The following is a 26,370-nucleotide window of genomic DNA, read 5'->3' as shown; positions in this document are numbered from 1 at the left end:
ATTGCTGGAGTCATCCCCATGACCCGTTCCCCGCGCCAGATCAAGCTCGGCGCCTTCCTGATGCAGACCGGCCATCACATCGCCGCCTGGCGCCATCCCGACGCCCAGGCCGACGCGCCGGTCAATTTCCGCCACTACGCCGAATTGGCGCGGCGCGCCGAGGCCGCCAAGTTCGACGCCATCTTCCTGGCCGACTCGGTCGGCGTGCGCAACACCGACCTGGCGTCGCTGTCGCGCACCGCCCGCAGCGACCACTTCGAGCCGCTGACGCTGCTGTCGGCGCTGGCCGCGGTGACCGAGAAGATCGGCCTGATCGCCACGGTCTCGACCACCTACAACGAGCCCTACCACGTGGCACGCAAGTTCGCCTCGCTCGACCACATCAGCGGCGGCCGCTCGGGCTGGAACCTGGTGACCTCCAGCGGCCAGGGCGAGGCGCAGAACTTCAATCTGGACGAGCACGTCGAGCACGCCCGCCGCTACGCCCGCGCCGCCGAGTTCCACGACGTGGTGCTGGGGCTGTGGGACAGCTGGGAGGACGACGCCTTCCTGCGCGACAAGCCCAGCGGCCAGTATTTCGACCCGGCCAAGCTGCATCCACTGCGCCACCGCGGCGAGCATTTCTCGGTGCGCGGGCCGTTGAACGTGTCGCGCTCGCCGCAGGGCCGGCCGGTGGTGGTGCAGGCCGGCGCCTCGCCCGCCGGCCGCGACCTGGCGGCGCGCACCGCCGAGGTCATCTTCGTGGCGCACCAGACCTTCGACGAGGCCCAGGCGTTCTACCGCGACATCAAGGGCCGCGCCGTCGAGTATGGCCGCGATCCCGACGATATCAAGATCATGCCCGGCATCTTCCCCGTGATCGGCCGCACCCAGGCCGAGGCCGAGGAGAAATTCGCGCGCCTGCAGGACCTGATCCATCCGGTCGTCGGCGTGCAGCTGCTGTCCAACATGATCGGCGGCTTCGACCTGTCGGGCTATCCGGTCGACGGGCCCCTGCCCGACATTCCGGAGACCAACGGCGGCAAGAGCCGCCAGCTGTTGCTGATCGACCTGGCGCGGCGCGACAACCTGACGATCCGCCAGCTGTACCTGCGCATCGCCGGCGCCCGCGGCCACCAGCAGGTGGTCGGCACGCCGCAGAGCGTGGCCGATCAGTTGCAGCAATGGTTCGAGGAAGACGGCGCCGACGGCTTCAACATCATGTCGCCGTGGCTGCCGGGCGGGCTGGACGACTTCATCGAACTGGCGCTGCCGGAGCTGCGCCGCCGCGGCCTGTTCCGCAGCGAGTACGAGGGCGCCACGCTGCGCCAGCATCTCGGCCTGGCGCGTCCGCCGCATCGGGCCGTGGCGCCGGTGGGCGCCGGCGCCGCGGAGGCGGAAACCGCCGCCGCCTGACGCCAGGTCCGCCGGGGCGCCAGGCGGCCATTGGCCGGCGCCCCGGCGATATCATCCTGGCTCATAGCAGATAGGCGGTTTTTCATATTGATGAATGACCGCGCTGGCCTCATCATGGCGCGGGGCCCCGTCCGGGCCGCGCCGATTCCGCCACCGACATGCCGCACAAACCGCTCGCCATCCTGCAAATGGGCCGCCCGCCCGAAGATCTGCGCGCCACTCACGGGGAGCAGGCCGACTGGGTCGCCGCCGCCCTGGAGGGCGTCGAGGTTCCGCTGGCCGTGCTCCATCCCGCCGCCACCGACACCCTGCCCGACCCGGCCTCGCTGCGCGGCGCGGTGCTGACCGGCTCCTGGTCCATGGTCACCGACCGCGAGCCGTGGAGCGAACGCACCGCGCAGTGGCTGCGCGACGCCATGGCGGCGCAATTGCCGCTGCTGGGCATCTGCTACGGCCATCAGTTGATGGCGCACGCGTTCGGCGGCGTGGTCGACTATCACCCGCGCGGCCGCGAAATCGGCCTGCATACGGTTCAGCGCCTGCCCGCCGCGGCCGCCGATCCACTGCTGGCGGGCCTGCCCGACCGCTTCCTGGCGCACCTGACGCACGAGCAGAGCGTGCTGCAACCGCCCGCCACCGCGACGGTGCTGGCGGGCACGGCGCACGATCCGCACCAGGTGCTGCGCTACGGCCCGCGCGCGCTGTCGGTGCAGTTCCACCCCGAATTCACCGCCGGCCTGATGGACGCCTGCCTGGCGCGGCGCCAGGACGTGTTCGCGGCGGAGGGGCACGACATCGCCGCCCTGCGCGCTGCGCTGGCCCCCACCCCGCACGCCCAATCGATCCTGCGCGGCTTCGCGGCGGCATGCTGACCTATCTGCTGTGGTCGCTGCCGGCGCTGATCGTCATCGCCGCCATCGCCAGCGGCCGCTTGAACACCACCCTGGCCGCCGTGCTGGGCCTGCTGGCGGCCGCGCCGGTGGCCCTGTTCACGGCGCCCGGCGTCTTCGGCGCGGGGCAGCTCGGCCATGCCCTGGCGCGCGGCTTGTGGATCGGCGCCGTCATCACCCCCTACATCCTGGGCGGCCTGCTGTTCTGGCAGATGGCCGCGCGCGGCGATGCCGGCCACGGCGCCGCCCAGGCGCCGGCCGACCCGCAGGCGCGGCGCCGCCTGCTGTTCTTCGCCTGTTTCCTGGTGGGGCCGTTCGCGGAGTCGGCCACCGGCTTCGGCGTCGGCATGCTGGGCACGGTGCTGCTGATTCGGCCGCTCGGCTTCAAGCCGCGCGAGCTGATGGTGTTCGCGCTGTTGAGCCAGACCCTGATCCCCTGGGGCGCCATGGGCAGCGGCACGTTGCTGGCTTCGGCCTATGCGCGCGTGCCGGCGGCGCAGCTGGCGCTGCTCGGCATGGTGCCGGTGGCGCTGCTGATGATCGTCTGGATGACATTGTTCTGGCGCACCGCGAACCGCGCCGGCCTGCCGGCGGCGGCAGGCGAACGCCTCCGCGAAGCCGGCTGGATGCTGGCCTGCCTGGGGCTGCTGACGGCGGCCACGGCGCTGCTGGGCCCCGAGACCGCCTTGCTGGCCGCGTATGGCCCGCTGATCGTGCTGCGCTTCGTGCTCGACCGCCGGCCCGGCCGCGCCGAGCTGCGCACGGCGGCGCGCGGCGCCCTGCCCTACATCCTGCTGATTGCCTGCCTGGTCGTGACCCGCCTGGCGCCGGGGCTGAACCCGGCCCTGGCGGGGCTGGCCAGGATCGCGCCATACCCCGACCTGCCCGCCTGGGCGCCGTTCCTGCACGCCGGCAGCTGGCTCATCGGAGGCGCGCTGCTGATGGCGCTGTGGCGCCGCCAGCCCGGCCTGCTGGCCGGCAATGCGCGCCATGCCTGGAACACCGGCAAGCACGCGGTGCTGTCCGTGTTCCTGTTCGCGATGATGGCCGAGGTGCTGGCGGGCGCCGGCATTTCGCAGGCCTTCGCCGACGGGCTGTTCCGCGGCCTGCAGGACTGGACGCTGCTGCTGACGCCGCTCCTGGCCGGCGCCTTCGGCATCCTGGCCAACAGCGGCAACGCGCCCAACAGCCTGTTCATGCCGTCGCAGCTGTCGCTGGCGCTGCACGCCGGCCTGAGCCTGCCGGCGGCGGCCGCGCTGCTGCACGTGTCCGGCACGTCGATGGGGTTTTTCTCGCCGATACGCATGTCGATCGCCGCCGGCCTAGGCCACGGCCGCGGCCAGGAACGCGCGGTCTACGCGCAACTGCTGCCGTTCGCGCTGGGCGCGTTCGCCATCCTGCTGGGCCTGGCGCTGCTGCTGGTGCTGGCGGGCTGAATGCCCGCCGCGCCCGGCTAGTGCGGCGACATCAGCCCCAGCAGGCCCACCACCGCCAGCAGCAACGCGCCCAGCGCCAGTTCCCACACCGTGTTGCGCCGGATCGCGCGCAGCGCCGGCACGGGCCCTGAGCGGATGCGCGGGATCCAGTGATAACGATTGCGCAGCGCCAGGGCCGTCATGGCCAGCGCCAGCGCCACCTTGACCAACAGCAGCCGCGCATAGCCGGTGGCCAGGTCGGGCAGCCCCGGACCGAGAATCAGGACCGCGTTGGCCACCCCGCTCAACAGCAGCACGGCCACGGCCACATGCCCCCAGGCCGAAAACCGCAGCAGCGCGCGCGTGGCGTCCCGGCGCCATTCCGGCCGCCGCCATGCCGCCAGCCACAGCAGGAATACCGGCAGCGAGCCCAGCCAGAACGCCGCCGCCAGCACGTGCAGGAAGTCATTCACCGCGTGCGCCAGCCCCAGCCAGCCCTCGTCCATCGCCGCATGGCCGCTCAAGGCCAGCGGCGCCAGCGCCAGCGCGGCGACCCCGGCGATCAGGCCGGGGCTGCCGGGCCGCAGGCCGAGCACCACGCCCAGCAGCGCCGCCGTGGCCAGCGCCCGCACGATCCAGACCTGGCCGTAACGGGTCTGCAGGATCACCGTATCGAGCATGTCGCCATCGAGCATCGCGTGCCAGTCGCCGGCGATGCTGGCGGCCTGCAGCGGCAACAGGCACAGCGTGGCGGCGAGCCCGACGCTCCCCGCCAGGCGGAAAACGCGCCGCAGCGCGGCTTCCGCCTCCAGCCCGAGGCGGGGCGAACCGCCCAGGGCCAGCATCGCGCCAGCGCCGAACAACACCGCCACCGCGCCGGCGGCGAGCGCCCGGCACAGCGCGAACGCCAGCAACAACGACGTCATTTCAAGGCTTGACCGTGAAGGTCCACGCGCCGTCGGTCTTGTGGCCGTCCTTGGACAGCGCCTGCCATTTGACCGTGTAGGCGCCGGCCGGCAGGGGCTTGGCCACGGGCAGCACCAGCGTCTTGTCGTCGCCGGGCGCCGGCGCCGCCTTGGCCGTGACGGCGGGCTTGCCGGCGGCGTCCAGCACGGTCAGCGAAGAGAACGCGGGCTCCAGCCCTTCGGAAAAGCTGGCGCTCACCGAGGACGGCGTGGCCACTTCGGCCTTGTCGGCCGGCGTGGCGCGTTGCAGGTGGGCATGGGCCCAGGCCCATTGCGGGGCCAGGATCAGCGTGGCGGCGATCAGAACGGGTTTGAACATGATGAACTCCTGGAAAACAGGCGGCGCAAGGCCGCATGGCGAAAAACGGACGCGCGGCAGGCGCGCGGAACAGTCACGAAGGGAATGGAGCGCGGAGCGGGCCGCGGCGGGCGCCACGGCCGGTATCCGGTGCGCGTGAACGACGGGCGAGCCGGCAATGCCGTGCCAGCGCGGCGCTAAGACGGTATCAGGCCGCGCGTGGCGGGGCCCGGGATTGCTGGGGCAGCCAGGCCGGTTCGCCGCGCAGACGCGGTGCGGCGTCGGCCACAAAGGGCAGCGCCGGCAGCGCGGCCGGCAGGCGCCAGGCCACGCCGGCCGGCGCGGGCGGGCAAGCCGCGCCCAGCATGGCGCAGGTCGAGGCGCAGCAGTGCGGCAACGGGCCGCCCTTGGCCCCGGCGTCATGGCCGGCCGCCGACGGGCCGGCCGGGGAATCCGCCTCCAGCACCACCACGCGCGGACCGCTGGCGGTGCAGAGGATGACGCTGGCACCCTTGCCGGACACCGCGGCGGACACCGCCGGCGCCGGCGCGCCGAACGCCGTGGAGGCCACCAGCGACTGGAAAACCAGCAACGCCGCCGCCAGCCACGCCACCGCGCGACGGGCGGCGGTGGACGGGCTTGTAAACGTAACCGGCGTGTGCATCCCCATGGTGGTCCCGAGCTTACGACGGCCGCCGGACGCCCGCAACTTCAATCTGACCCGCCACAACTGTTATGCTCCACGCTTTCAACATTTGAAGTCGCAGCACACCATGGGTCTAGAACAGCTCGCCGCAATCCGAGAACTGCTGTTGAAGCAGGCTCCCGAAGAGGCGGCTTCCAAAAAGAAACCCGCCCGTCCGGCCGCCAACGAAGCGGGGTCGCGCAAGCCGTCCGCGCGTGGGTCCGACGATGCGGGCGCCGCCCGGAAGAAACCTGCGCGTTCGCCGGCCGGCGAGCGACGCGAGGCGCCGGCGGTCGACCCGGTGCTGATCGCCATTTCGCGGCTGCAACGGCAATTCCCCAAGGCCTTTCCCAAGAAGCCGGCGCCCAAGGTGCCGCTCAAGCTGGGCGTGCTCGAGGACCTGGTGCAACACGCCAAGCCCCTGCAGCTCAGCGCCGACGAGATCAAGCAGGCCGTCAAGACCTGGTGTGATGGCCGTCGCTATTGGGACTGCATGGTCGAGGCCGCCGCGCGCGTGGACCTGAACGGCGAACCCGCCGGCGCCGTCACCGCCAACGAGGCGCAGCACGCCAAGCGCATGGCCTCGCGCCGCCACGCCAAGGCGGGCGGTGGCCGTGGCGGCAAGGGCAATGCGAACAAGGGCAAGCCGGCCGCGGAAGGCGCCAAGCAGCCGGCGCAGGCCGAGGCCGCCGCGCCCGCCGCCGCCGACACGTCCGTGGACGCGTCGGTCGATACCTCGGTGCAAACGTCTGTCGATACCTCGGTGGACACGCCGACCCAGGCGCCGTCGGATACGCAGACCAGCGACTGATCGCCGCCTCTAAAGACCGCGGACCGTGCGGCGCCAGGCGCTTCACGGTCCGCGGTCTTTTGGGGCGCCGGTCGTGCCGGCCGCCTGGATCAGTCCAGCCGGATATCGGCGCTCTGCACCACCTTGGCCCAGCGCGCCCGCTCGCTGTTGAAGAACTGCGCCAGTTGCGCCGGATCGCGCACCACGATCTCGGCGCCCTGCTCGTTCAGCTGCGATTTCACATCGGGCTGGTTGACGATCTGGCCCATCAGCGTGGCCAGCAGGCTGGCGGTCTTGTCGGTGGTGGTGACGGGCGCCATCACGCCCTGCCAGGTGCCGGACTCGAAGCCCGCCACGCCCTGCTCCGAAATCGTGGGGATGTCGGCCACCAGCTGCATGCGTTCCTTCTTCGAGATCGCGATCGCGCGCAGCTTGCCGCCCTTGATGTGCGGCAGCGTCGCCAACAGGCCGTTCATGATGACCTGGGTCTGGCCGCCGATGGTGTCGGTCACCGCCTGCGAACCGCCCTTGTAGGGCACGTACTCCCATTGCGCGCCGGTGGCCTGCTGCACCGCCACGGCCGCCAGGTGCGGCGCGCTGCCGATGGCGGTGACGGCGAAATTCAGGCGCTGCTTCTTCGACAGCGCCACCAGTTCCGGCACGGTTTTGGCCGGCACATCCGGATGCACCGCCAGCACGTGCGGCGAATAGGCCAGCATGCCGACCGCGCGCAGGTCCCTGGACGGATCGAAGCTGAGCTTGGTGTAGACCGACGGGCTGATCGCCAGCGCGCCGACGTCGCACAGCAGCACCGTATGGCCCTCCTGCGCCGACTGCACCACGATGCCGGCGCCCAGGTTGCCGTTGGCGCCGGGCTTGTTCTCGACCACCACCGTCTGCTTGAGCGCCTCGGCCAGGCGCGGCGCGATCACGCGCGCGATGATGTCCGACGAACCGCCGGGCGGGTACGGCACCACGATGCGCACCGGCCGCGTCGGCCATGCGTCCGCCTGGGCCCAGGCCGGCGTCAGGCGCGCCAGTCCCAGCGCGGCCGCGCCCGCCAGCAGGTGCCTTCTGTTTGAATCCATGTTGTCTCCGTTGTCGTTGTAGGTCGTGTGTCCGGGCCGGCCGCGGCAGGCCCGGTCGAGCCCCGCCGCCGCGCGCCGGGGTGCCGCTTGCGCCGGATCCGCCACTGGCGGACCCGCCGGAAAGGCGTCAGGTCACCGGACCCGGGTTGAACAGCGCCAGGGCGTTGTGCAGCTTGAGCGTCTCGGCACAGGTCTGGCGCCGGCCGCTGGCCACGTCCAGCATCAGGCGGAACAGCTCCCAGCCCACGTCCTCGATGCTGGCCTGGCCGGTGGCGATGCGGCCGGCGTCCACATCCATCAGGTCGTGCCAGCGCCGCGCCAGGTCGCTGCGCGTGGCGACCTTGATCACCGGCACCTGCGCCAGCCCATAAGGCGTGCCGCGGCCGGTCGTGAAGATGTGCAGGTTCATGCCCGCCGCCAGCTGCAACGTGCCACAGATGAAATCGCTGGCCGGCGTGGCCGCGAAGATCAGGCCCTTGCGCGTCAGCCGCTCGCCCGGCGACAGCACGCCGTCGATGTTGGACGTGCCGGACTTGATGATCGACCCCATCGCCTTCTCGACGATGTTGGACAGGCCGCCCTTCTTGTTGCCCGGGCTGGTGTTGGCGCTGCGGTCGGCGCTGCCGCGTTGCAGGTATTCGTCGTACCAGGCCATTTCGCGCACCAGCGCCTGCGCCACTTCCGGCGTGGCGGCGCGCGCGGTCAACTGGTCGATACCGTCGCGCACCTCGGTGTTTTCCGAGAACATCACGGTGCCGCCGGCGCGCACCACCAGGTCGGCCGCGAAGCCGACCGCCGGATTGGCCGTCACGCCCGAGAACGCGTCGCTGCCGCCGCACTGCACGCCCACCACCAGCTCGGACACCGGACAGGTTTCGCGGCGGCGCTGGTCCAGGATCCGCAGATGGCGCTCGGCGGTGCGCATGATGTTGGCGATCATGGACTCGAAGCCCACGTGTTCGTCGTCCTGCAGCACGATGGTATCGACGCCGCCGTCCGCCGCCATGCCCTCGCCAGCGCGGATCGGGATCGCGCCGGGCGCCAGCAGGCGCTCGGGCTGCAGTTTCTCGCACCCCAGGCTCACCACCATCGTGGTGCCGCCGAAATTGGGATTGCGGGCGATGTTGTGCAGGGTGCGCACCGGGATCGCCGCGCCCGGCGCGTTGATGGCGACGCCGCAACCATAGGTGTGCTCGATGCCCACCACGCCGTCGACGTTGGGATAGCGCGGCAGCAGCTCGCGGCGGATGCGTTCGACCGCGTGTTCGACCACGCCCTGCACGCATTGCACCGTGGTGCTGATCGCCAGGATGTTGCGCGTGCCGACCGTGCCGTCGGCATTGCGGTAGCCCTCGAACGTGTAGCCCTCCAGCGGCGGCAGCGGCGCGCGCTTGCGCGTGCCGACCGGCAGGTCCTGCAGCGTGCGGGCGTCGGGCATGGTGGTGACGCGTTCATTGACCCAGCTGCCGCGCGGCAGATCGCGCGCGGCGTAGCCCACGATGACGTTGTAGCGGCGCACCGGCTCGCCCGCCGCCAGGTCGCGCAGCGCCACCTTGTGGCCCTGCGGCACGGCCTCGACCAGCGTCTGGCCGTCGGGCAGCGCGGCGCCGGCCGCCAGGCCGCCGTCATTGGCCACGATGGCGACGTTGTCGTCGGGATGAATCTTGATCAGCACGGGCGCTGGGCCAGCCGCGGGCAGCATGGTGGAATCCTCTGCGAAAGTGGCGACGCGTTAGGCGGCGCGCGATACGTTATCGTACAACCTGAGCGATTATGCGTTTGGACGGGCTTGGTCCGCATTGCGGATTTCCCCAATGCCTGCCCGCTGCGCGCTAGGAGATTGGTTGAATGGACCAAAATCATGTTGTACGATGACGTACCTATTCAACCGGATCCGCACGACAGGCTCGCCTGCCTGCGGTGACCCGCCACTTACGGAAACCCGCCCATGACCACGCCGCAGGAGCTCAAGGCCATCGTCTCGGAAGGACTGCTCTCCTTCCCCGTGACCGATTTCGACGCGCAAGGCAACTTCAACGCCAAGACCTATGCCCAGCGCCTGGAATGGCTGGCCCCATACGGCGCCACCGCCCTGTTCGCCGCCGGCGGCACGGGCGAGTTCTTCTCGCTGGCTCCCGATGAGTATTCGGACGTCATCCGCACGGCCGTCACCACCTGCGCCGGCAAGGTGCCGATCCTGGCTGGCGCCGGCGGCCCGACCCGCGTGGCCATCGCCTACGCGCAGGAAGCCGAGCGCCTGGGCGCCAAGGGCGTGCTGCTGCTGCCGCACTACCTGACCGAAGCCTCGCAGCAAGGCATCGCCGACCATGTCGAACAGGTCTGCAAGTCCGTCAAGATCGGCGTCATCGTCTACAACCGCGCCCAGTCGCGCCTGTCGGCCGACAAGCTGGCCCAGCTGGCCGAACGCTGCCCCAACCTGGTCGGCTTCAAGGACGGCGTCGGCGACATCGAGGCCATGGTGCGCATCCGCCGCAAGCTGGGCGACCGCTTCTCGTACCTGGGCGGCCTGCCCACCGCCGAGGTCTACGCCGCGGCCTACCGCGCCCTGGGCGTGCCGGTGTACTCGTCGGCCGTCTTCAACTTCGTGCCCAAGACGGCGATGCAGTTCTACCGCGCCATCGCCGCCCAGGACCACGACACCACCAACCGCCTGCTTGACGAGTTCTTCCTGCCCTACCTGGAGATCCGCAACCGCTGCGCCGGCTACGCCGTCAGCATCGTCAAGGCCGGCGCCAAGCTGGTCGGCCACGACGCCGGCCCGGTGCGCGCCCCGTTGACCGATCTGCATCCCGAGGAAATGGAGATGCTCGACGCCCTGATCCGCAAGCTGGGTCCGCAATAAGCCCGCTTCGCGCCCTACCTGTTCGCCCCCGGTCCGGGGGCGTTTTCATTCGGAGAGACTGCATGACTTTGACCGGCAACATGTTGATCGGCGCCCAGGCCGTGAAGGGCGCTGGCGCGCCGCTGCACGCCATCGACCCGGCCCGCGGCGAGCCGCTGCAACCCGGCTTCTGCGCCGGCACCGCCGAGGACGTGGCGCGCGCCGCCGAACTGGCCGCGGCCGCGTTCGACCCCTACCGCGCCGCGCCGCTCGAGACCCGCGCGCAATTCCTCGAAAGCATCGCCGAAGGCATCCTGGCGCTGGGCGATGCGCTGATCGAGCGCACGCATCTGGAGACCGGCCTGCCGCTGGCCCGCCTGCAGGGCGAGCGCGGCCGCACGGTCGGCCAGTTGCGCCTGTTCGCGCGGGTGGTGCGCGATGGCTACTTCCTGGACGCCACCGTCGACCCCGCCCAACCGGACCGCCAGCCGCTGCCGCGCGCCGACCTGCGCCTGGCCAACGTGCCGCTGGGTCCGGTGGCGGTGTTCGGCGCCAGCAACTTCCCGCTGGCGTTCTCGGTGGCGGGCGGCGATACCGCGTCGGCGCTGGCCGCCGGCTGCCCGGTGATCGTCAAGGCGCACAACGCCCATCCCGGCACCTCCGAAATGGTGGGCCGCGTGATCCAGCAGGCCGTCGCCAAGCACGGCCTGCCGGAAGGCGTGTTCTCGCTGTTGTTCGGCGCCGGCAACGACATCGGCACCGCGCTGGCGACGCACCCCGCCATCACCGCGGTCGGTTTCACCGGTTCGCGCCGCGGCGGCCTGGCCCTGGTGGCGGCCGCCAATGCGCGGCCGGTGCCGATCCCGGTGTACGCCGAGATGTCCAGCATCAACCCGGTATTCCTGCTGCCCGCGGCCCTGGAGGCGCGCGCCGAGACCATCGCCAAGGGCTTCGTCGAATCGCTGGTCATGGGCGTGGGCCAGTTCTGCACCAATCCCGGCCTGGTGATCGGCATCGAAGGCCCGGCGCTGGATCGCTTCCGCCAGGCCGCCGGCCAGGCGGTGCAGGCCAAAGGCGCCGCCACCATGCTGACGCCGGGTATCTTTTCTGCCTACACCCAAGGCGAACAGGCGCTGGCCGGCCACGCCAGCGTCGCCACGCTGGGACGCGGCGAAGCGTCGCGGCCCGCCGCCAATGCGGCCGGCCCCGCCGTCTTCGGCACCGACGCCACCCGCTTCCTGACCTCGTCCGAGCTGGAGGCCGAAGTGTTCGGCCCCGCCTCGCTGGTGGTGGCGTGCCGCGACGCCGCGCAGATGCGCGCGGTGGCCGAGCACCTGGAAGGCCAGCTGACCGCGACGCTGTTCGTGGACGAGGCCGACGCCGACGCCGCGCGCGCCCTGCTGCCGGTGCTCGAACGCAAGGCCGGCCGGATCCTGGCCAACGGCTACCCGACCGGCGTCGAGGTCAGCCATGCGATGGTGCACGGCGGTCCGTTCCCGGCCACCTCGAACCCCGCCTCGACCTCGGTCGGCGCTACCGCCATCCGCCGCTTCCTGCGCCCGGTCTGCTACCAGGACCTGCCCGACGCGCTGCTGCCCGACGGCCTCAAGCGCGCCAATCCGCTCGGCCTGCCGCGCATGACCGACGGCGTGCTGTTGGCCTGACGGCACGCCCACCGGACGGCGGCGCTGGCGCCGCCGTTCGTTCACCCCTGCCTCGGTCCGATTTACCGACCCCGCGTCCATCCACGGGGGGGCCGGCTGCCGCCATGCCTTAACGAGATCTTGAGACGCGCCTTCCTAGAATCGCAACGATTCTCATTGGCACTCTTTCTGGAACCCGATCATGGCGCAGTACAAACCCTCTCATCCCGGCGCGGTGGCGCTCAAGACCCTGGGCGTGGCGCTTGGCGCCGCCGCCAGCGCGCAGGCACAGCCGGCCGCCGACAACACCACGGTGCTGGCGCCGGTGACGGTGCAGGCCGACAGTCCCGTGCCCTACAAGGCCGACCAGGTGCAGTCCGGCAAGTTCGTCCAGCCGCTGCTGAACACCCCGCAGAGCATCACGGTGGTGCCCCACGAGGTGCTGGAAGAGCAGCATGCCCAGAGCCTGCAGGATGTACTGCGCAATGTCCCCGGCATCACCTTCAGCTCCGGCGAGGGCAACCTGGGCTGGGGCGACATGTTCACCATCCGCGGCTTCTCGGCGGAACAGAGCATCACCGTCGACGGCATCCGCGACGCCGGCATGTCCAGCCGCACCGACATCTTCAACCTGGAACGGGCCGAAGTCTTCAAGGGCACCGGCTCGATCGAGTCCGGCGTCTCGGCGGTCGGCGGCAGCGTCAACCTGGTCAGCAAGGAAGCCCGGCTGGGGTCGTTCTACAAGGCCTCGGGCGGCCTGGGCACCGACCACTACCGCCGCATCACGGCCGACCTGAACCAGGAACTGACCGACAGCTCGGCGCTGCGCATCAACCTGATGCGCCACCACAACGGCGTGGCCGAGCGCGACGTGACCGAGTTCGACCGCTCCGGCATGGCCGCCTCGCTGGCGATGGGGCTGGGCACGCCCACCCGCATCACCCTGGACTACCTGCACCAGGAAGACAACAACATTCCCGACGGCGGCGTGCCGATCCAGCGCGGCACCGGCGGCAAGCGCATGCCGAACGTGTCGCGCAACGCCTGGTACGGCGACCCGTCGCTGTACACCGAGCAGACCCGCACCGACCAGGCCACGCTGAAGGCGGAGCACGATTTCAACGACCGCGTGCACCTGACCAACATCAGCCGCTGGGAGCAGACCGACCGCATCGGCGTGCTGTCGCCGGCGCGCCTGAACAGCACCTCGCGCACCTCCTACGGCTATGTTGGCGCCGGGCCGCTGGTCAACAGCGCCGATGGCATCCCGTCGTACAGCGGCTACGTGCCGCTGGACAACCCCAGCCCCTACGGTCAGCTGCGCGGCAACGATTTCGGCACCTCCAAGCGCTACACCATCCTGGCCAACCAGACCAACCTGAGCCTGGACTTCCAGACCGGCGCCATCAAGCACCAATTGGTGACCGGCGTGGAGTTCTACAAGGAAACCTACGGCGACCACGAGCGCACCATCAAGGCGCCCTCGACCAATCCGACCTTCGACCTGCGCACCAATGGCGGCGTCGACATGGGCGGCGTCGACACCGTCAAGGGCGCCGACGGCAACCGCGCCGAGGTCTTCAACACGGGCCTTTACGTGGGCGACACCCTGACGCTGACGCCGCAATGGCTGCTGCAGGGCGCGTTGCGCTATGACCGGTTCCGCGTCACCCAGGTCAGCGGTTCGGCCGCCAAGCACAGCACCAACCGGGTCGAGGACGGCGCCTGGAGCGGCCGCGTCGGCGTGACCTACAAGCCGGCGCCCGAAGCCAGCATCTATGCCTCCTACAGCCAGGCCGCGCAGCCGTCCGCGCTGGGCGCGTCAACCAACAACAACATCTACGGCGCCACCGGCGGCGACAGCTACAAGCCCGCGGTGTCCAAGACCTACGAGCTGGGCGGCAAATGGGACCTGGCCCAGGGCGACCTGTCCTTGACCGGCGCGGTGTTCCGCACCGAGCTGTCCGACTCCTGGGAATACGGCGACGACGCCACCGACGTGGTGCGCGCGCTGCCGGCCAAGCGGGTCGACGGCATCGAGCTGGGGCTGGCCGGCAACATCACCCCGCGCTGGTCGGCGTTCGCCGGCGTCAGCGCCATGAAGAGCCGCATCACCAAGGGCGCCAACAGCGGCGAGGAAGCCAAGAACGTGCCGGACCTGACGTTCAACCTGTGGACCACCTACGCGGCCACGGACAAGCTGTCGCTGAGCTATGGCGCACAGTACGTGGGCAAGCGGCGCTACACCGACAACAAGTACGTGGGCGGCAAGAACAACAACAGCTCCACCGTCTCCGGGCCGTACGGCAACCATCCGATCTGGGTGCGCGACGATGAAAAGGCGCCGTCCTACTGGCTGCACTCGGTGGCCGCGCGCTACCGCGTCGACAAGTCGCTGACGCTGGGCATGAACGTGGAGAACCTGTTCAACAAGTTCTACTACAGCCGCGTCGGCGCCTCGCTCGACGGCTTCCAGCTGTATGGCGTGCCGGGCGCCGGGCGCACCGTGACCTTCACGGCCGAGCTGTCGTTCTGAGGTCCACCCGGAACACGCTGCCCTGCCCTGGCGCGGAGCGCAGCGACACGCGCCAGCCCTGGTGCTCGCAGATGCGCTGCACCAGGGACAGGCCCAGCCCCAGGTTGCCGGCATCGGCCTGCGTGCCGCGCACGAACGGGCTGAAGACGGCTTCCTGCCGTTCCAGCGGGATGCCGGGGCCGTCGTCGGCCACCTGCAGGTAGTGGGGGCCGGCGCTGATCGTGACCCGCGCGCCCGGACCGGCGTATTGCAGCGAGTTGCGGATCAGGTTGGACAGCAGCGCGCGCAGCAAGGGCGCGGGAAAACGCGGCGGGTCGGCCTGCGCGGCGCCAGCCGGAGCGTCGTCCGGGTCCGCCGCGCTCGCCTGCGCCGGCGCATCGAGCACCAGCGACATGCCGCGCCGCTGCGCCATCGCGCTCCAGGCCGCCAATTGTTCACGCGCCGCGCCGCCGGCGCTTTCGCGCGCGAACTGGTCGCCGGCATCACGGCCGCGCGCCAGCATCAGGTAGGTATCGAGCCGTTCACCCATGTCGGTCACCGCGGCCGCGATGCGCCGCACGCGGGCGCTGCCGTCGGCGTCCAGGCCGGGTTCCTCCAGCAGCAGCTCGCAGGAGCTGGAGATCACCATCAGCGGCGTGCGCAGCTCATGGCCGACGTCGGCGGTGAACAGTTGCTCGCGTCGCAGGGCCTGTTCGAGCTGGTTGTAGGTGGCGTCGAAGGCGTCCGCCAGCCGGCCGATCTCGTCCGGCGGATAGTCCGCGGCCAGGCGGGTCTGGGGCGGCTGCGCGCCGCGCGCCGTGACCTGCGCCGCCAGCCGCGCCAGCGGCCGCAACATGCGCCGCGTCGCCAGGGTGCCCAGCACGAACGCCAGCACCAGGCCGCCGGCCAGGCCGCTGACCACGGTCCAGTGCGAGGTGGACTGGTTGCGTTCGTACTCGGTGTAGTCGCGCAGCAGCATGTAGCGCTGGCCGTCCTTGTCGTCGACCATCACGTGCCAGACGCGGCCCTCGCGCTCGATCTTGTGGAACCCCGGCGCCAGGCCGCGCAGCCCTTGCGGAAACGCCGCGCTGCCCGGCTCGCCATGGAAGAACCGGTGCGGCCGGCCCGGATCGATGCCTGCCAGGAAGTCGCTGCGCACGCGCTCGACCGCCATGCCCATGTCGATGCGCTGCAGATGGACTTCGAGCGTGTTCACGCTCCAGATCGAGACCCAGGTCAGCACGCCGCCGACCAGCAGCGCCAGCAGCAGGTAGGTGCGCACCAGATAGCGCGCCAGCCCGCGCCGCGCGCTACGCATCGTCGACGGCCCGCAACTGGTAGCCGATGCCGTGCACGGTATGCAGCAGCGGCGTGGCGAACGGCTTGTCCACCACGTGACGGATCTGGTGGATATGGGTGCGCAGGCTGTCGCTGTCCGGCGGCGAATCGCGCCACAACGCCTCTTCCAGCCGGCCGCGGTGCACCACCGCGGGGCTGGCGCGCATCAGCAGCATCAGCAATTGCAGCGGCGACGGCGGCAGCCGCAGCGGCTGTCCGGCCCGCTCCAGCGCCAGGGTGCCGGTGTCCAGCGTCAGGTCGCCCACCCGCAGCACCCGCGACGCGCCGGCCCCGCTGGCGCGGTGCAGCAGCGCCTTGGCGCGCGCCGCCAGCTCGGCCAGGGCGAAGGGCTTGACCAGGTAATCATCGGCGCCGGCGTCGAATCCCGTCAGCCGGTTGTCCAGCGTGTCGCGCGCCGTCACCATGATGACCGGCGTATCGCAGCCGGCCTCGGTGCGCAGCCGGCGGCACAGGTCGTAGCCGTCCAGCCGCGGCAGCATCAGGTCGAGCACGATCAGGTCGAAACCGCCCTCGGCCGCCATGGCGTAGCCACGCAAGCCGTCCTCGGCGCAATCGACGATGTAGCCGCGGCGCGTCAGGTGATGCGTGATGTTCGCGAGGATATCGGGGTCGTCTTCGATGACAAGAACGCGCATGGGGCGGTGCGGGGAATGGAAATCAATCTCAGATTGTAAGCGCGACCGGTATCCGGGCGCGGATTGGCCCGATTTCGCGGCTGTGCCGCCACAGAGCGGCGCGCGTCTTAACGAATTCTTGAACCGCGATGGCGGAGACTGCCTGCCGATAGGAATGGTTCGCGTTACCCGCAAGCCCGCGGGGCGTGTCGTGGCCACTGGATCGGGATCTCCCCATGCGTTTGAAAAACATGTTCCGCGCGGCGCTGGCCGCCACCGCCCTGCTCTGCGCCCTGCCCGGCGCCCAGGCCCGTCAGGTGACCGACCTGGCCGGCCGCGTCGTCACCGTGCCCGATCATCCGCAGCGGGTGCTGCTGGGCGAAGGCCGCTTCGTCTTCGCCATGGCGTTGCTGGACCGCGCCGACCCGGTGGCGCGCGTGGTCGGCTGGCAGGGCGAGCTCAAGCAGCAGGACCCCTATTCCTGGCAGCAGCTGATCAAGCGCTTTCCCAAGGCGGCCGAGGTGCCGCTGATCGGCACCACCTCGGAAGCCAGCGTCAGCCCGGAGAAGATCGTCTCGCTCAAGCCGGACGTCGCCATCTTCAGCCTCAGCGGACATGGTCCCGGCCGCAACAACCCGATGATCGCCTCGCTGCAGCAGGCCGGCATCCCGGTCGTGTTCATCGACTTCCGCCAGCATCCGGTGCAGAACACCGTGCCCAGCCTGCGCATCCTGGGCCAGGCGCTCGACCGCCCGGAACAGGCCGAGCGCTACATCGCGTTCTATGAATCGCACCTGGCCAAGGTCCGCGAACTGGTGCAACCCGTGCCGCAGGCCGAGCGTCCGCGCGTGTTCGTGGAAATGCTGGCCGGCGTCTGGCCCGCCTGCTGCCACACCACCGGCAACGGCAGCTTCGGCGAGCTGCTGGAAGCCGCCGGCGGCGTCAACGTGGCCGCCCCGGTGCTGCCGGGCGCGATCGGCGACGTCAGCATGGAATTCCTGCTGAAGGCCCAGCCGCAGGTCTACATCGCCACCGGCAGCCGTTCCGACCCCGGCCGCCCCGGCCTGCTGGTCGGCCCCGGCGCCGCCGCCGACGTGTCCGCCGCCAGCCTCTCGACCCTGCTGCAACGCGACGGCATCCGCGACCTGGACGCGGTCAAGCGCGGCCGCGCCTTCGGCATCTGGCACGCGTTCTACAACTCGCCCTACAACGTCGCGGCGATCGAAGCCATGGCCAAGTGGCTGTACCCCGAACGCGCCGCCGCGCTGGACCCGGACGCCACGATGGCCACGCTGTACCGCGACTTCCTCGACGTGGACGGCGCCGGCACCTATTGGACCGCGCCCACTGCCCGTTGACGGCAGGCAGGCACGCATCATGCAGACTTCCGCCACCGCCCTCGTTGCCGACGGCGCCCCGGACGATCCCGTCGCCCGCTACCACCGCACCCGCCGGCGGCGGCTGGCGCTGACCCTGGTGCTGGCGCTGGCCATCGCCGTCAGCCTGCTGGCCGACATCGCCAGCGGGCCGGCCGGCCTGGCGCCGACCGACCTGCTGCGCACGCTGCTGCATCCCGACCTGGCCGATGCCGGCACCCGCGTCATCGTCTGGCAGTTCCGCCTGCCCTACGCCCTGATGGCGCTGCTGGTGGGCGTGGCCCTGGGCCTGGGCGGCGCCGAGATGCAGACCATGCTGGACAACCCGCTGGCCAGCCCCTATACGCTGGGCGTGTCGGCCGCGGCCGCGTTCGGCGCCTCCCTGGCCATCACGCTGGACTGGCACGTGCCGGCGCTGCCGCCCGGCATGGTGGTGTCGCTGTCGGCTTTCGCCAGCACCCTGGTGTCGGTCCTGATCCTGGAGCGCGTGGCGCGCTGGCGCGGCGGTTCGACGCTGGGCGTAGTGCTGTTCGGCATCGCGCTGGTGTATTCGTTCCAGGCGCTGGTCATGCTGCTGCAGTTCATCGCCAGCGAGGAAGCGCTGCAAGGCATCGTGTTCTGGACCATGGGCAGCCTGGCGCGCGCCACCTGGACCACCGTGGGCGTGATGGCCGCAGCGCTGGCGCTGGCGCTGCCGTTCTCGCTGCGCGACGCCTGGAAACTCACCGCCGTGCGCCTGGGCGAGGAACGCGCCGCCAGTTTCGGCATCGACGTCAAACGCCTGCGCCTGGTCAGCCTGCTGCGGGTCAGCGCGCTGGCGGCGCTGGCGGTGTCGTTCGTCGGCACCATCGGCTTCGTCGGCCTGGTGGCGCCGCACATCGCCCGCCTGCTGCTGGGCGAGGACCATCGCTACTACCTGCCCGGCAGCGCGCTGGCCGGCGCCCTGATCCTGTCGCTGGCCTCGGTCGCTTCCAAGACCGTGCTGCCGGGGGCCCTGATCCCGGTCGGCATCGTGACCTCGCTGGTCGGCATTCCCTTCTTTCTCACCATCGTCATCCGCGCCCTCAAGCGCAGCTGACCCCTTCCCCCGACCCCGGAGACGCCTCCCCATGCAATACCGTTACCCGCTCGCCCTCGTTGCCCTGCTGGCCACCGGCGCCGCTCACGCTGCCGATCCCGCCTGCAGCATCGACGTCGAAGGCCAGCCTGGCAAGAAGTTCGCGCCCGCCCACATCGTGGTGCCCGCGACCTGCAAGGACTTCACGGTGCGCCTCATCCACACCGGCAAGAACAGCAAGGAAAAGGCCGGCCACAACTGGGTGCTGACCAAGACCGAGGACATCGACGCGGTGATGGTCGACGGCATCAAGGCCGGTGCGGCGCACGACTTCCTGGCGCCTGGCGACGCTCGCATCCTGGCCAAGACGCCGATGCTCGGCGGCGGCGAAACCGCCACCGTCACGTTCCCGGTCAGCCGCCTGGCCGCGGGCCAGTCGTACACCTTCTATTGCTCGTTCCCCGCCCACGCCCAGCACATGCGTGGCACGCTGGCGCTGCAGCCCTGACGCCATGGCCTCGCTGGAGATCCGCTCGCTGACCGCCGGCTACGGCAGCCGTCCGGTGCTGCGCGACCTGCGGGCGGCGCCGCTGCCCGAAGGCACGCTGACGGCCCTGCTGGGGCCGAACGGCAGCGGCAAATCGACGCTGCTCAAGACCCTGGCGGGGCTCAATCCCATGCTCGGCGGCGACCTGCGGCTGGACGGCGCGGACTTCGCCGGCCTCTCGCCCGCCCGCCGCGCCGAGCATGCCATGTACATGCCCCAGGCCCTGCCCAAGGGCGTGCACATGACCGTGCTGGAATCGGTGCTGGTGGCGGCCCGCTCGGGCCGGGCGCGCCAGGGTGGCGACGCCTTGATGCGCGAGGCGATGCAGGTGCTGGCCGAACTCGGCATCAACCACCTTGCCAGCCGCTACCTGGACGAATTGTCCGGCGGCCAGAAGCAACTGGCCTCGCTGGCGCAGGCGCTGGTGCGGCGGCCGCGCCTGCTGCTGCTGGACGAGCCGCTGTCGGCGCTGGACCTGAACTATCAGTTCCACGTGATGGACGTGCTGCGCCGCCAGACCGCGCGCCATCGCCTCATCACGCTGGTGGTGCTGCACGACCTGAACATCGCGTTGCGCCACGCCGACCACGCCCTGCTGCTGCATGGCGGCGCCTTGCTGGCCGAAGGCCCGCCGCAGCAGGTGGTCACGCCCGACACGCTGCGCCGCGCCTACGGCGTGCTGGCGCGGGTCGAACGCTGTCCGCAAGGCCAGCCGCAGGTGCATGTGGATGGGTTGGCCCAGAATGGGCTGACGAACGGCACGCTCACGCCGGTCGCGCCCGCCACGGCGCAGCCCGGCGACCGGCGCCCCGCCACCGCCTAGATCAGGAACTGGCGGTAGGCCTCGTTCGCCGTCTCTTCCCAATGCGCGTAGCCCAGCTGCGCCAGGAAGCGGTCCAGCGCCGCGTCGTCCGCCAGCGGCGCCTGGATGCCCACCAGCACCGAGCTGAAGTCCGCGCCCTGGTTGCGGTAGTGGAACAGGCTGATGTTCCAGTTTGGCGCCATCGCCGACAGGAACTTCGTCAACGCGCCCGGGCGCTCCGGGAATTCGAAACGGAACAGCCGTTCGCCGCCCGCCAGCGGCGAGCGCCCGCCCACCATGTAGCGGATGTGCTGCTTGGAGACCTCGTTGTGGCTCAGGTCGCTGACCGCGAAGCCCTCCTGCTCCAGGCCGCGCATGATGTCCGCGCCTTCGCCGCGGCGCGCGATCTGCACGCTGACGAAGATGCGGGCGGTGTTCGCGTCGGCGATGCGGTAGTTGAACTCGGTCACGCTGCGCGCGCCCATCACGGCGCAGAAGCGGCGGAAGCTGCCGCGTTCCTCGGGCAGCGTCACGGCGAACACCGCCTCGCGCGCCTCGCCCACCTCGGCGCGGTCCGCCACGAAGCGCATGCGGTCGAAATTCATGTTGGCGCCCGACGTGATCGCCACCAGCGACTGGCCGCTCACGCCCTCGCGCTCGACATACTGCTTGAGCCCGGCCAGCGCCAGCGCGCCCGCCGGCTCCAGCACGCTGCGCGTATCCAGGAACACATCCTTGATCGCCGCGCAGACCGCGTCGGTATCCACCAGGATGACCTCGTCCAGGTACTGGCGGCACAGGCGGAAGGTTTCCTCGCCCACCAGCTTGACCGCCGTGCCGTCCGAGAACAGGCCGACCTCGGCCAGGCTGACCCGCTCGCCCACCTGGATCGACTGCGCCATGGCGCAGGAATCGACCGTCTGCACCCCGATCACCTTGACCGACGGATCCACCGCCTTCATGTACACCGACACGCCCGCCGCCAGGCTGCCGCCGCCGATCGGCACGAACACTGCGTCCAGCCGCCCCGGGTGCTGGCGCAGGATCTCCATGCCCACCGTGCCCTGGCCGGCGATCACGTAAGGGTCGTCGAAGGCCGGGATGAAGGCCAGGTCCTGGTCGCGGGCCAGCGTCTGCGCGTAGGCATAGGCATCGCTGTAGGAATCGCCCGCCAGCACCACCTGCACCGTCGGGCCGCCAAAGGCGCGCACCGCGTCCACCTTGACCTGCGGCGCGGTCTGCGGCACCACGATGGTGGCGCGCACGCCGAGCCGCGCCGCCGAGATCGCCACGCCCTGGGCGTGGTTGCCGGCGGAAGCGGTGATGACGCCCCGCTCGAGCGCCGCCTGCGGCGTGTTGCGCATCTTGTTGTAGGCGCCGCGCACCTTGAAGGAGAACACCGGCTGGTTGTCCTCGCGCTTCAGGTGCACGCGGTTGCCGAGCCGGCGCGACAGGCCCTGGGCCGGGTCCAGTTCGGTCTCGCGGGCGATGTCGTAGACCCGCGCCGTCAGGATCTGGCGCAGGTATTCCATGGGCGTGGCGTGGCCCGGGATGAAGGTGTCGGTCTCGGACGTCTTGGCGGTGGCGGCTTGCGGTTGTTGCATGGAAACTCTCTGCGGCGTGGGGGCTGGGCCCGGCAGAGGCGGCAACAAAAAACCCGCCTCGTGGGGCGGGTTTGTTTGACTGACTGCGGTCGCGCGCTAACCCACCATTCCAGGAATGATGGTAATAATCAGCGAAATGCGAACGGCGCGGGAAGTCATGGGCCGTAGCTTCCCGCATGCGCGGCCGTTTGTCAAATCGGACTATCAAGTCGAACCGCCCCGCCGAGTCACGGCGGACGGCTACAGGTAGGCGCTCACCTGCGGCGGCAGGCCGTCGAGCGGCCGGTGCCGCGCCAGCTGCGCCAGCACGCCGCGGAACATGTTCTTCCTGCCGGCCGCGTCCGGCACCCGCCGCACGAACAGGTATTCGAAGTGCGCCAGCAGCCGGCGCAGCAGGTCCGCGTCCAGCCCCAGCAGGATCTGGCGCAGGTCGTCGGGCAGCACCTCGTCGGGCGAGGACAGGAACAGCCCCATCTGCGCCCGCGTCAGCGGCTTGGTCCGATACAGCGTCTCGCAGGCCGCCAGGCAGGCCTGGCGGTCGTCCAGCGCCAGCAGCGTGGTGCACTTGAGCACCATCAGGAACACCTGGAATTCGGAGCCGGCCTCGGCCAGTTCGATGCCCTGGTCGAAGTAATCGATGGCCTCCCGCAGGCGGCCGCGGTTCAGCCGCAGCTGTCCCAGCACCGCGAAGGCCGACGCGAACGCGGTGCTGTGGGCGAAGGCCTCTTCGGCTAGGGCCTCGGCCAGTTCCAGATGCCCATGGCTGACGAAGCACAGCAGCTTGGCCGCGGCCAGCGCCAGCATCGGATTGCCCCGCACGTGCGGCAGGGCCTGGAACACCAGCGCCTCGATCCGCGGCTCCAGCTCGGCCGGATCGCTGGCCAGGTCCAGCACCAGCTTGGCGTAGAGATGCGAGGCCCACATCAGCGCGGTCTGCGGATCGTCCGGCTGCTCGGCGCGCAGCTTTTCCAGCTCGGCCTCCGACTCCAGCCAGCTTTGCGGCGTGCGCGCCAGCAGCACGGCGGCGCGATGCAGGCGCAGCTCGATCGGCTCGTCGGTGGGCCCGGCCACATCGCCGCGGGCGCGCGCCAGGCTGCGCCAGATCTCGCTCTTGATCGAGGCGGCGAACGCGGAGGTGGCGGTGTGGCCGACCTCGGCCTCGTCCGTGGGCGCGATGGTCCAGCGCTCGGCGCGCAGCGCGGCGCCGCTGGCGGCCTCGCGCAGCACCACCGCGCAATGCACGCCCGCCTCGTCCTGGCGCAGCCCGACGTCGACGCGGAACGGCGCGTTGGCCTCGTTCGCCGCGGCCAGCGACAACAGGCTGACGCCGCGCTCGCTCGGCAGCCGCGCCCGCAGAGCGCCGGCCAGGTCGGTCAGGAAGGCCCGCACCCGCGGCTCGGCGCGCAACGCCTCGGGTCCGGCCGCCGGGCCGATGGCGACATAGACGTCGCCGCCCGGCCCCGCCTCGGGCGCGGCGATCCAGCTGTAGCCTTCGCCGTAGCTGGTGGCGATGAAGCGCGGCGCGCGGGCCGAATCGCCGAGCTTGCCGCGCAGGCGGTTGATGAGCAGGTCGACGCTGCGCTCGAGCGCCTCGGCCTCGCCGCGCTGGGTCGCGTCCAACAGGCGCTGGCGCGGCAGGATCTGGCCCACGTGCTCGGTCAACAGCGCCAGCGCGGCGGTCTCGACCGGGGTGAATTGGATTGTCTTGCCATCGGAACGGCTGGCGTAGCGGAACTTCGGATCGAACAACAAATTGCCAAACCGCATTGATTTCTTCTCCGCGCCGGGGCGCTACAACGCCCATCGTCATCCGGCGCCCCGCTCTGCCCCGCCCCGCCAGGCGGCGCGGGAAGATGCTGAATATTAGCCAATACTTGCAGGTCGAAGCCAGCAGATTGCGTCAATTTGGCGCCATTCCTGGGGGAAAATTCCGTTTTTTCGACGTCCGCCGCACGCGCCGCGGACGATTGGCGCCCATTTCCGCGCCCGCCGCGCGGGTCACGGTATTACAATGTTTGGTTCGTGGCACTCGCACCTTCCAGGCGGTCGGGCAATTGGACCAGCAATAAAGGACGGGCGACGCCATGTTGAGCCGATCGGGGCCTGGCCCGGGTCTGCCCATACGAACCCACTCTCGACAACATCTACCGGCTGACGCCGCATAGCATGTTCGGGTTTGCGCCTAGCGCCACCGCCGAACAGATTCAAGGATCATGTCTCTTACTCCGAAGATTATCTATACCCTCACCGACGAAGCTCCGGCGCTTGCAACCCGTTCCCTGCTGCCGATCGTCCAGACCTTCGCGAAGTCCGCTGGCATCACGGTCGAGACCCGCGACATCTCCCTGGCGGGCCGCATCATCGCCCTGTTCCCCGACTACCTGGATGACAGCCAGAAGCTGGGCGACGCCCTGGCCGAACTGGGCGCCCTGGCGGTCCAGCCCGAAGCCAACATCATCAAGCTGCCGAACATCAGCGCCTCGATGCCGCAGCTGAAGGCCGCGATCAAGGAACTGCAGGAACAAGGCTACAAGCTGCCCGACTACCCGGACGCCCCGGCCAACGACACCGAGCGCGACGTCAAGGCGCGCTACGACAAGGTCAAGGGCAGCGCCGTCAACCCCGTGCTGCGCGAAGGCAACTCCGACCGCCGCGCCCCGCTGTCGGTCAAGAACTACGCCCGCAAGCACCCGCACAAGATGGGCGCCTGGACGGCTGACTCCAAGTCGCACGTCTCGCACATGGATAGCGGCGACTTCTACGGCACCGAGAAGTCGGCCCTGATCGCCGACGCCGGCGACGTCAAGATCGAACTGACGGCCGCCGACGGCAGCAAGACCGTGCTGAAGGAAAAGACCCCGGTCAAGGCCGGCGAGATCATCGACGCCGCCGTGCTGTCGACCGCCAAGCTCAAGACCTTCCTGCAGGCCCAGATCGACGACGCCCGCGCCCAGGGCGTGCTGTTCTCGGTGCACCTGAAGGCCACAATGATGAAGGTCTCCGACCCCGTCATCTTCGGCCACGTGGTGTCCGTGTTCTACAAGGACGTGCTGGCCAAGCACGCCGCCGCGCTCAAGCAGGCCGGCTTCGATCCCAACAACGGCATCGGCGACCTGTACGCCAAGATCCAGTCGCTGCCCGCCGACCAGCAGGCCGCGATCACCGCCGACATCGACGCCGCCTACAAGACGCTGCCGCAGCTGGCCATGGTGAACTCCGACAAGGGCATCACCAACCTGCACGTGCCCAGCGACGTCATCGTCGACGCCTCCATGCCCGCCATGATCCGCGACTCGGGCAAGATGTGGAACGCCGAAGGCAAGCTGCAGGACACGAAGGCCGTCATCCCCGACCGCTGCTACGCCGGCGTCTACCAGGCCGTCATCGACGACTGCAAGCAGCACGGCGCCTTCAATCCGGTCACGATGGGCAGCGTGCCCAACGTCGGCCTGATGGCCCAGGCCGCCGAGGAATACGGCTCGCACAACAAGACCTTCGTCATCCCTGCCGCCGGCACCGTGCGCGTCACCGACGCCGCCGGCAAGGTGCTGCTGGAGCAGGCCGTCGAGGCCGGCGACCTCTGGCGCATGTGCCAGACCAAGGACGCCGCGATCCAGGATTGGGTCAAGCTGGCCGTCACCCGCGCCCGCGTCAGCCAGACGCCGGCCGTGTTCTGGCTGGACGAAAAGCGCGCCCACGACGCCCAGGTCATCGCCAAGGTCAAGCAGTACCTGAACGACCACGACACCAACGGCCTGGATCTGCGCATCCTGGCTCCGGTCGAGGCCACCAAGTTCTCGCTCAAGCGCATCCGCGAAGGCCTGGACACCATCTCGGTGACCGGCAACGTGCTGCGTGACTACCTGACCGACCTGTTCCCCATCATGGAACTGGGCACCAGCGCCAAGATGCTGTCGATCGTGCCGCTGGTCGCCGGTGGCGGCCTGTTCGAGACCGGCGCCGGCGGTTCGGCGCCCAAGCACGTGCAGCAGTTCCTGGAAGAAGGCTTCCTGCGCTGGGATTCGCTGGGCGAATTCATGGCCCTGGCCGCTTCGCTGGATCACCTCGGCCGCGCCTACGACAACGCCCGCGCCCTGGTGCTGGGCAAGACGCTGGACCTGGCCACCGCCAAGTTCCTGGACGAAAACAAGTCGCCCGACCGCAAGGTCGGCGGCCTGGACAACCGCGGCAGCCACTTCTACCTGGCGACGTACTGGGCCCAGGCCTTGGCCGAGCAGACCGACGACCGCGCGCTCGCCGCGCTGTTCGCCCCGGCCGCGGCCGCCTTCGTCCAAGGCGAAGCCAAGATCCTGGAAGAGCTGAAGGCCGCCCAGGGCAAGCCGGTCGACATCGGCGGCTACTACCAGCCGAACGAAGACAAGGCCAGCCGCGCCATGCGCCCCAGCGCCACGCTGAACCAGGTGCTGGCCAACATCGGCTAAGCCCCCCGCCCCGGGCCGCCTGGCCCGGTCGCGTCAAAGCCGG

General features: G+C 70.3%; 22 protein-coding genes. 13 read left to right on the top strand and 9 right to left on the bottom strand.

The features are described 5' to 3' along the window. Positions 1 to 18: 18 nt before the first annotated feature. The 3 genes from I6I07_RS23410 to I6I07_RS23400 all read left to right on the top strand — a co-directional run bounded on the left by I6I07_RS23410 (position 19) and on the right by I6I07_RS23400 (position 3,721). Positions 19 to 1,395, top strand: a complete 1,377-nt coding sequence (locus I6I07_RS23410) for an LLM class flavin-dependent oxidoreductase (RefSeq protein ID WP_198483923.1) — start codon at positions 19 to 21, stop codon at positions 1,393 to 1,395. 158 nt (positions 1,396 to 1,553) lie between these two features. Next, positions 1,554 to 2,267 (top strand): glutamine amidotransferase, encoded by a 714-nt coding sequence (locus tag I6I07_RS23405; protein ID WP_198483922.1) that lies wholly within the window; start codon positions 1,554 to 1,556, stop codon positions 2,265 to 2,267. Continuing rightward, positions 2,261 to 3,721, top strand: a complete 1,461-nt coding sequence (locus tag I6I07_RS23400; protein WP_198483921.1) for a hypothetical protein — start codon at positions 2,261 to 2,263, stop codon at positions 3,719 to 3,721. Before I6I07_RS23405 ends, I6I07_RS23400 begins: the two co-directional genes overlap by 7 nt. A gap of 17 nt (positions 3,722 to 3,738) precedes the next feature. Here the strand turns inward: I6I07_RS23400 and copD are convergent, their stop codons facing one another. From copD to I6I07_RS23385, 3 genes are all read right to left on the bottom strand, one after another. Next, the gene (copD, locus tag I6I07_RS23395; RefSeq protein ID WP_198483920.1) at positions 3,739 to 4,626 is read right to left on the bottom strand and encodes a copper homeostasis membrane protein CopD; all 888 of its coding nucleotides are present in this window, start codon (positions 4,624 to 4,626) and stop codon (positions 3,739 to 3,741) included. Position 4,627: 1 nt separating this feature from the next. After that, entirely contained in the window at positions 4,628 to 4,984 is a 357-nt protein-coding gene (gene copC / locus I6I07_RS23390) for a copper homeostasis periplasmic binding protein CopC (protein ID WP_006395099.1), read from the bottom strand. Positions 4,985 to 5,171: 187 nt separating this feature from the next. After that, on the bottom strand, positions 5,172 to 5,627 hold the full coding sequence (locus I6I07_RS23385; protein WP_198483919.1) for a hypothetical protein: 456 nt from the start codon (positions 5,625 to 5,627) through the stop codon (positions 5,172 to 5,174). Between the two features lie 109 nt (positions 5,628 to 5,736). Between I6I07_RS23385 and I6I07_RS23380 the strand changes: the two genes are divergently transcribed. After that, positions 5,737 to 6,459, top strand: coding sequence for a ProQ/FinO family protein (locus tag I6I07_RS23380; RefSeq protein ID WP_232625703.1), 723 nt, complete (start codon positions 5,737 to 5,739; stop codon positions 6,457 to 6,459). Between the two features lie 89 nt (positions 6,460 to 6,548). Here the strand turns inward: I6I07_RS23380 and I6I07_RS23375 are convergent, their stop codons facing one another. Then, positions 6,549 to 7,526 carry a Bug family tripartite tricarboxylate transporter substrate binding protein gene (locus I6I07_RS23375; protein WP_198483918.1) on the bottom strand — a complete coding sequence of 326 codons (978 nt, stop codon included), beginning with the start codon at positions 7,524 to 7,526 and terminating at the stop codon, positions 6,549 to 6,551. A gap of 127 nt (positions 7,527 to 7,653) precedes the next feature. Then, a complete protein-coding gene (garD, locus tag I6I07_RS23370) occupies positions 7,654 to 9,228 on the bottom strand; it encodes a galactarate dehydratase (RefSeq protein ID WP_198483917.1) in 1,575 nt (524 codons plus the stop codon). 246 nt (positions 9,229 to 9,474) lie between these two features. On the opposite strand from garD, the gene kdgD reads away from it, so the two are divergent. The 3 genes from kdgD to I6I07_RS23355 all read left to right on the top strand — a co-directional run bounded on the left by kdgD (position 9,475) and on the right by I6I07_RS23355 (position 14,547). Beyond that, a complete protein-coding gene (gene kdgD / locus I6I07_RS23365) occupies positions 9,475 to 10,389 on the top strand; it encodes a 5-dehydro-4-deoxyglucarate dehydratase (protein WP_061071187.1) in 915 nt (304 codons plus the stop codon). A 62-nt stretch (positions 10,390 to 10,451) separates the two neighbouring features. Continuing rightward, complete coding sequence (locus I6I07_RS23360; RefSeq protein WP_198483916.1) at positions 10,452 to 12,032, top strand: aldehyde dehydrogenase (NADP(+)); 1,581 nt, start codon at positions 10,452 to 10,454, stop codon at positions 12,030 to 12,032. Between the two features lie 181 nt (positions 12,033 to 12,213). Beyond that, positions 12,214 to 14,547 (top strand): TonB-dependent receptor, encoded by a 2,334-nt coding sequence (locus I6I07_RS23355; protein WP_198483915.1) that lies wholly within the window; start codon positions 12,214 to 12,216, stop codon positions 14,545 to 14,547. Here I6I07_RS23355 and I6I07_RS23350 read toward each other — a convergent pair. After that, positions 14,525 to 15,844, bottom strand: coding sequence for a sensor histidine kinase (locus I6I07_RS23350; RefSeq protein WP_198483914.1), 1,320 nt, complete (start codon positions 15,842 to 15,844; stop codon positions 14,525 to 14,527). The genes I6I07_RS23355 and I6I07_RS23350 overlap by 23 nt on opposite strands. Next, positions 15,837 to 16,520 (bottom strand): response regulator transcription factor, encoded by a 684-nt coding sequence (locus I6I07_RS23345; RefSeq protein ID WP_198483913.1) that lies wholly within the window; start codon positions 16,518 to 16,520, stop codon positions 15,837 to 15,839. The genes I6I07_RS23350 and I6I07_RS23345 overlap by 8 nt, the downstream gene beginning before the upstream one ends. 215 nt (positions 16,521 to 16,735) lie before the next feature. On the opposite strand from I6I07_RS23345, the gene I6I07_RS23340 reads away from it, so the two are divergent. The 4 genes from I6I07_RS23340 to I6I07_RS23325 are packed head-to-tail and all read left to right on the top strand — an operon-like array spanning position 16,736 to position 20,302. Beyond that, positions 16,736 to 17,857 (top strand): ABC transporter substrate-binding protein, encoded by a 1,122-nt coding sequence (locus I6I07_RS23340; protein WP_198483912.1) that lies wholly within the window; start codon positions 16,736 to 16,738, stop codon positions 17,855 to 17,857. A 19-nt stretch (positions 17,858 to 17,876) separates the two neighbouring features. After that, the gene (locus I6I07_RS23335) at positions 17,877 to 18,953 is read left to right on the top strand and encodes a FecCD family ABC transporter permease (RefSeq protein WP_198483911.1); all 1,077 of its coding nucleotides are present in this window, start codon (positions 17,877 to 17,879) and stop codon (positions 18,951 to 18,953) included. A gap of 31 nt (positions 18,954 to 18,984) precedes the next feature. Further along, entirely contained in the window at positions 18,985 to 19,440 is a 456-nt protein-coding gene (gene azu / locus I6I07_RS23330) for an azurin (protein ID WP_006395115.1), read from the top strand. A 4-nt stretch (positions 19,441 to 19,444) separates the two neighbouring features. Then, a complete protein-coding gene (locus tag I6I07_RS23325) occupies positions 19,445 to 20,302 on the top strand; it encodes an ABC transporter ATP-binding protein (RefSeq protein ID WP_198483910.1) in 858 nt (285 codons plus the stop codon). Here the strand turns inward: I6I07_RS23325 and ilvA are convergent. Both ilvA and I6I07_RS23315 read right to left on the bottom strand, forming a co-directional pair. Then, a complete protein-coding gene (gene ilvA / locus I6I07_RS23320; protein ID WP_232626140.1) occupies positions 20,299 to 21,813 on the bottom strand; it encodes a threonine ammonia-lyase, biosynthetic in 1,515 nt (504 codons plus the stop codon). The two genes, I6I07_RS23325 and ilvA, sit on opposite strands and share 4 nt — an antisense overlap. Before the next feature lie 312 nt (positions 21,814 to 22,125). Continuing rightward, a complete protein-coding gene (locus tag I6I07_RS23315) occupies positions 22,126 to 23,652 on the bottom strand; it encodes a winged helix-turn-helix domain-containing protein (protein ID WP_198483908.1) in 1,527 nt (508 codons plus the stop codon). 86 nt (positions 23,653 to 23,738) lie between these two features. On the opposite strand from I6I07_RS23315, the gene I6I07_RS23310 reads away from it, so the two are divergent. Together I6I07_RS23310 and I6I07_RS23305 are read left to right on the top strand one after the other, a co-directional pair. Continuing rightward, positions 23,739 to 23,954 carry a hypothetical protein gene (locus I6I07_RS23310; protein WP_198483907.1) on the top strand — a complete coding sequence of 72 codons (216 nt, stop codon included), beginning with the start codon at positions 23,739 to 23,741 and terminating at the stop codon, positions 23,952 to 23,954. A 144-nt stretch (positions 23,955 to 24,098) separates the two neighbouring features. Continuing rightward, positions 24,099 to 26,327 carry an NADP-dependent isocitrate dehydrogenase gene (locus I6I07_RS23305; protein ID WP_198483906.1) on the top strand — a complete coding sequence of 743 codons (2,229 nt, stop codon included), beginning with the start codon at positions 24,099 to 24,101 and terminating at the stop codon, positions 26,325 to 26,327. Positions 26,328 to 26,370 lie beyond the last annotated feature (43 nt).

The organism is Achromobacter deleyi (assembly GCF_016127315.1).
Classification (GTDB): domain Bacteria; phylum Pseudomonadota; class Gammaproteobacteria; order Burkholderiales; family Burkholderiaceae_B; genus Achromobacter; species Achromobacter insuavis_A.
Note: the sequence above shows the minus strand (reverse complement) of the source record. Positions and strands in the feature narration are given on the sequence as shown.

Coding starts and splice junctions, on each gene's coding strand:
- I6I07_RS23325 (WP_198483910.1), top strand. CDS start 19,445: ATGGCCTCGCTGGAGATCCGCTCGCTGACCGCCGGCTACGGCAGCCGT.
- I6I07_RS23385 (WP_198483919.1), bottom strand. CDS start 5,627: ATGCACACGCCGGTTACGTTTACAAGCCCGTCCACCGCCGCCCGTCGC.
- I6I07_RS23400 (WP_198483921.1), top strand. CDS start 2,261: ATGCTGACCTATCTGCTGTGGTCGCTGCCGGCGCTGATCGTCATCGCC.
- I6I07_RS23405 (WP_198483922.1), top strand. CDS start 1,554: ATGCCGCACAAACCGCTCGCCATCCTGCAAATGGGCCGCCCGCCCGAA.
- I6I07_RS23345 (WP_198483913.1), bottom strand. CDS start 16,520: ATGCGCGTTCTTGTCATCGAAGACGACCCCGATATCCTCGCGAACATC.
- kdgD (WP_061071187.1), top strand. CDS start 9,475: ATGACCACGCCGCAGGAGCTCAAGGCCATCGTCTCGGAAGGACTGCTC.
- I6I07_RS23360 (WP_198483916.1), top strand. CDS start 10,452: ATGACTTTGACCGGCAACATGTTGATCGGCGCCCAGGCCGTGAAGGGC.
- copC (WP_006395099.1), bottom strand. CDS start 4,984: ATGTTCAAACCCGTTCTGATCGCCGCCACGCTGATCCTGGCCCCGCAA.
- I6I07_RS23410 (WP_198483923.1), top strand. CDS start 19: ATGACCCGTTCCCCGCGCCAGATCAAGCTCGGCGCCTTCCTGATGCAG.
- I6I07_RS23310 (WP_198483907.1), top strand. CDS start 23,739: ATGCTGAATATTAGCCAATACTTGCAGGTCGAAGCCAGCAGATTGCGT.
- I6I07_RS23340 (WP_198483912.1), top strand. CDS start 16,736: ATGCGTTTGAAAAACATGTTCCGCGCGGCGCTGGCCGCCACCGCCCTG.
- copD (WP_198483920.1), bottom strand. CDS start 4,626: ATGACGTCGTTGTTGCTGGCGTTCGCGCTGTGCCGGGCGCTCGCCGCC.
- garD (WP_198483917.1), bottom strand. CDS start 9,228: ATGCTGCCCGCGGCTGGCCCAGCGCCCGTGCTGATCAAGATTCATCCC.
- I6I07_RS23350 (WP_198483914.1), bottom strand. CDS start 15,844: ATGCGTAGCGCGCGGCGCGGGCTGGCGCGCTATCTGGTGCGCACCTAC.
- I6I07_RS23305 (WP_198483906.1), top strand. CDS start 24,099: ATGTCTCTTACTCCGAAGATTATCTATACCCTCACCGACGAAGCTCCG.
- I6I07_RS23380 (WP_232625703.1), top strand. CDS start 5,737: ATGGGTCTAGAACAGCTCGCCGCAATCCGAGAACTGCTGTTGAAGCAG.
- ilvA (WP_232626140.1), bottom strand. CDS start 21,813: ATGGAATACCTGCGCCAGATCCTGACGGCGCGGGTCTACGACATCGCC.
- I6I07_RS23375 (WP_198483918.1), bottom strand. CDS start 7,526: ATGGATTCAAACAGAAGGCACCTGCTGGCGGGCGCGGCCGCGCTGGGA.
- azu (WP_006395115.1), top strand. CDS start 18,985: ATGCAATACCGTTACCCGCTCGCCCTCGTTGCCCTGCTGGCCACCGGC.
- I6I07_RS23335 (WP_198483911.1), top strand. CDS start 17,877: ATGCAGACTTCCGCCACCGCCCTCGTTGCCGACGGCGCCCCGGACGAT.
- I6I07_RS23355 (WP_198483915.1), top strand. CDS start 12,214: ATGGCGCAGTACAAACCCTCTCATCCCGGCGCGGTGGCGCTCAAGACC.
- I6I07_RS23315 (WP_198483908.1), bottom strand. CDS start 23,652: ATGCGGTTTGGCAATTTGTTGTTCGATCCGAAGTTCCGCTACGCCAGC.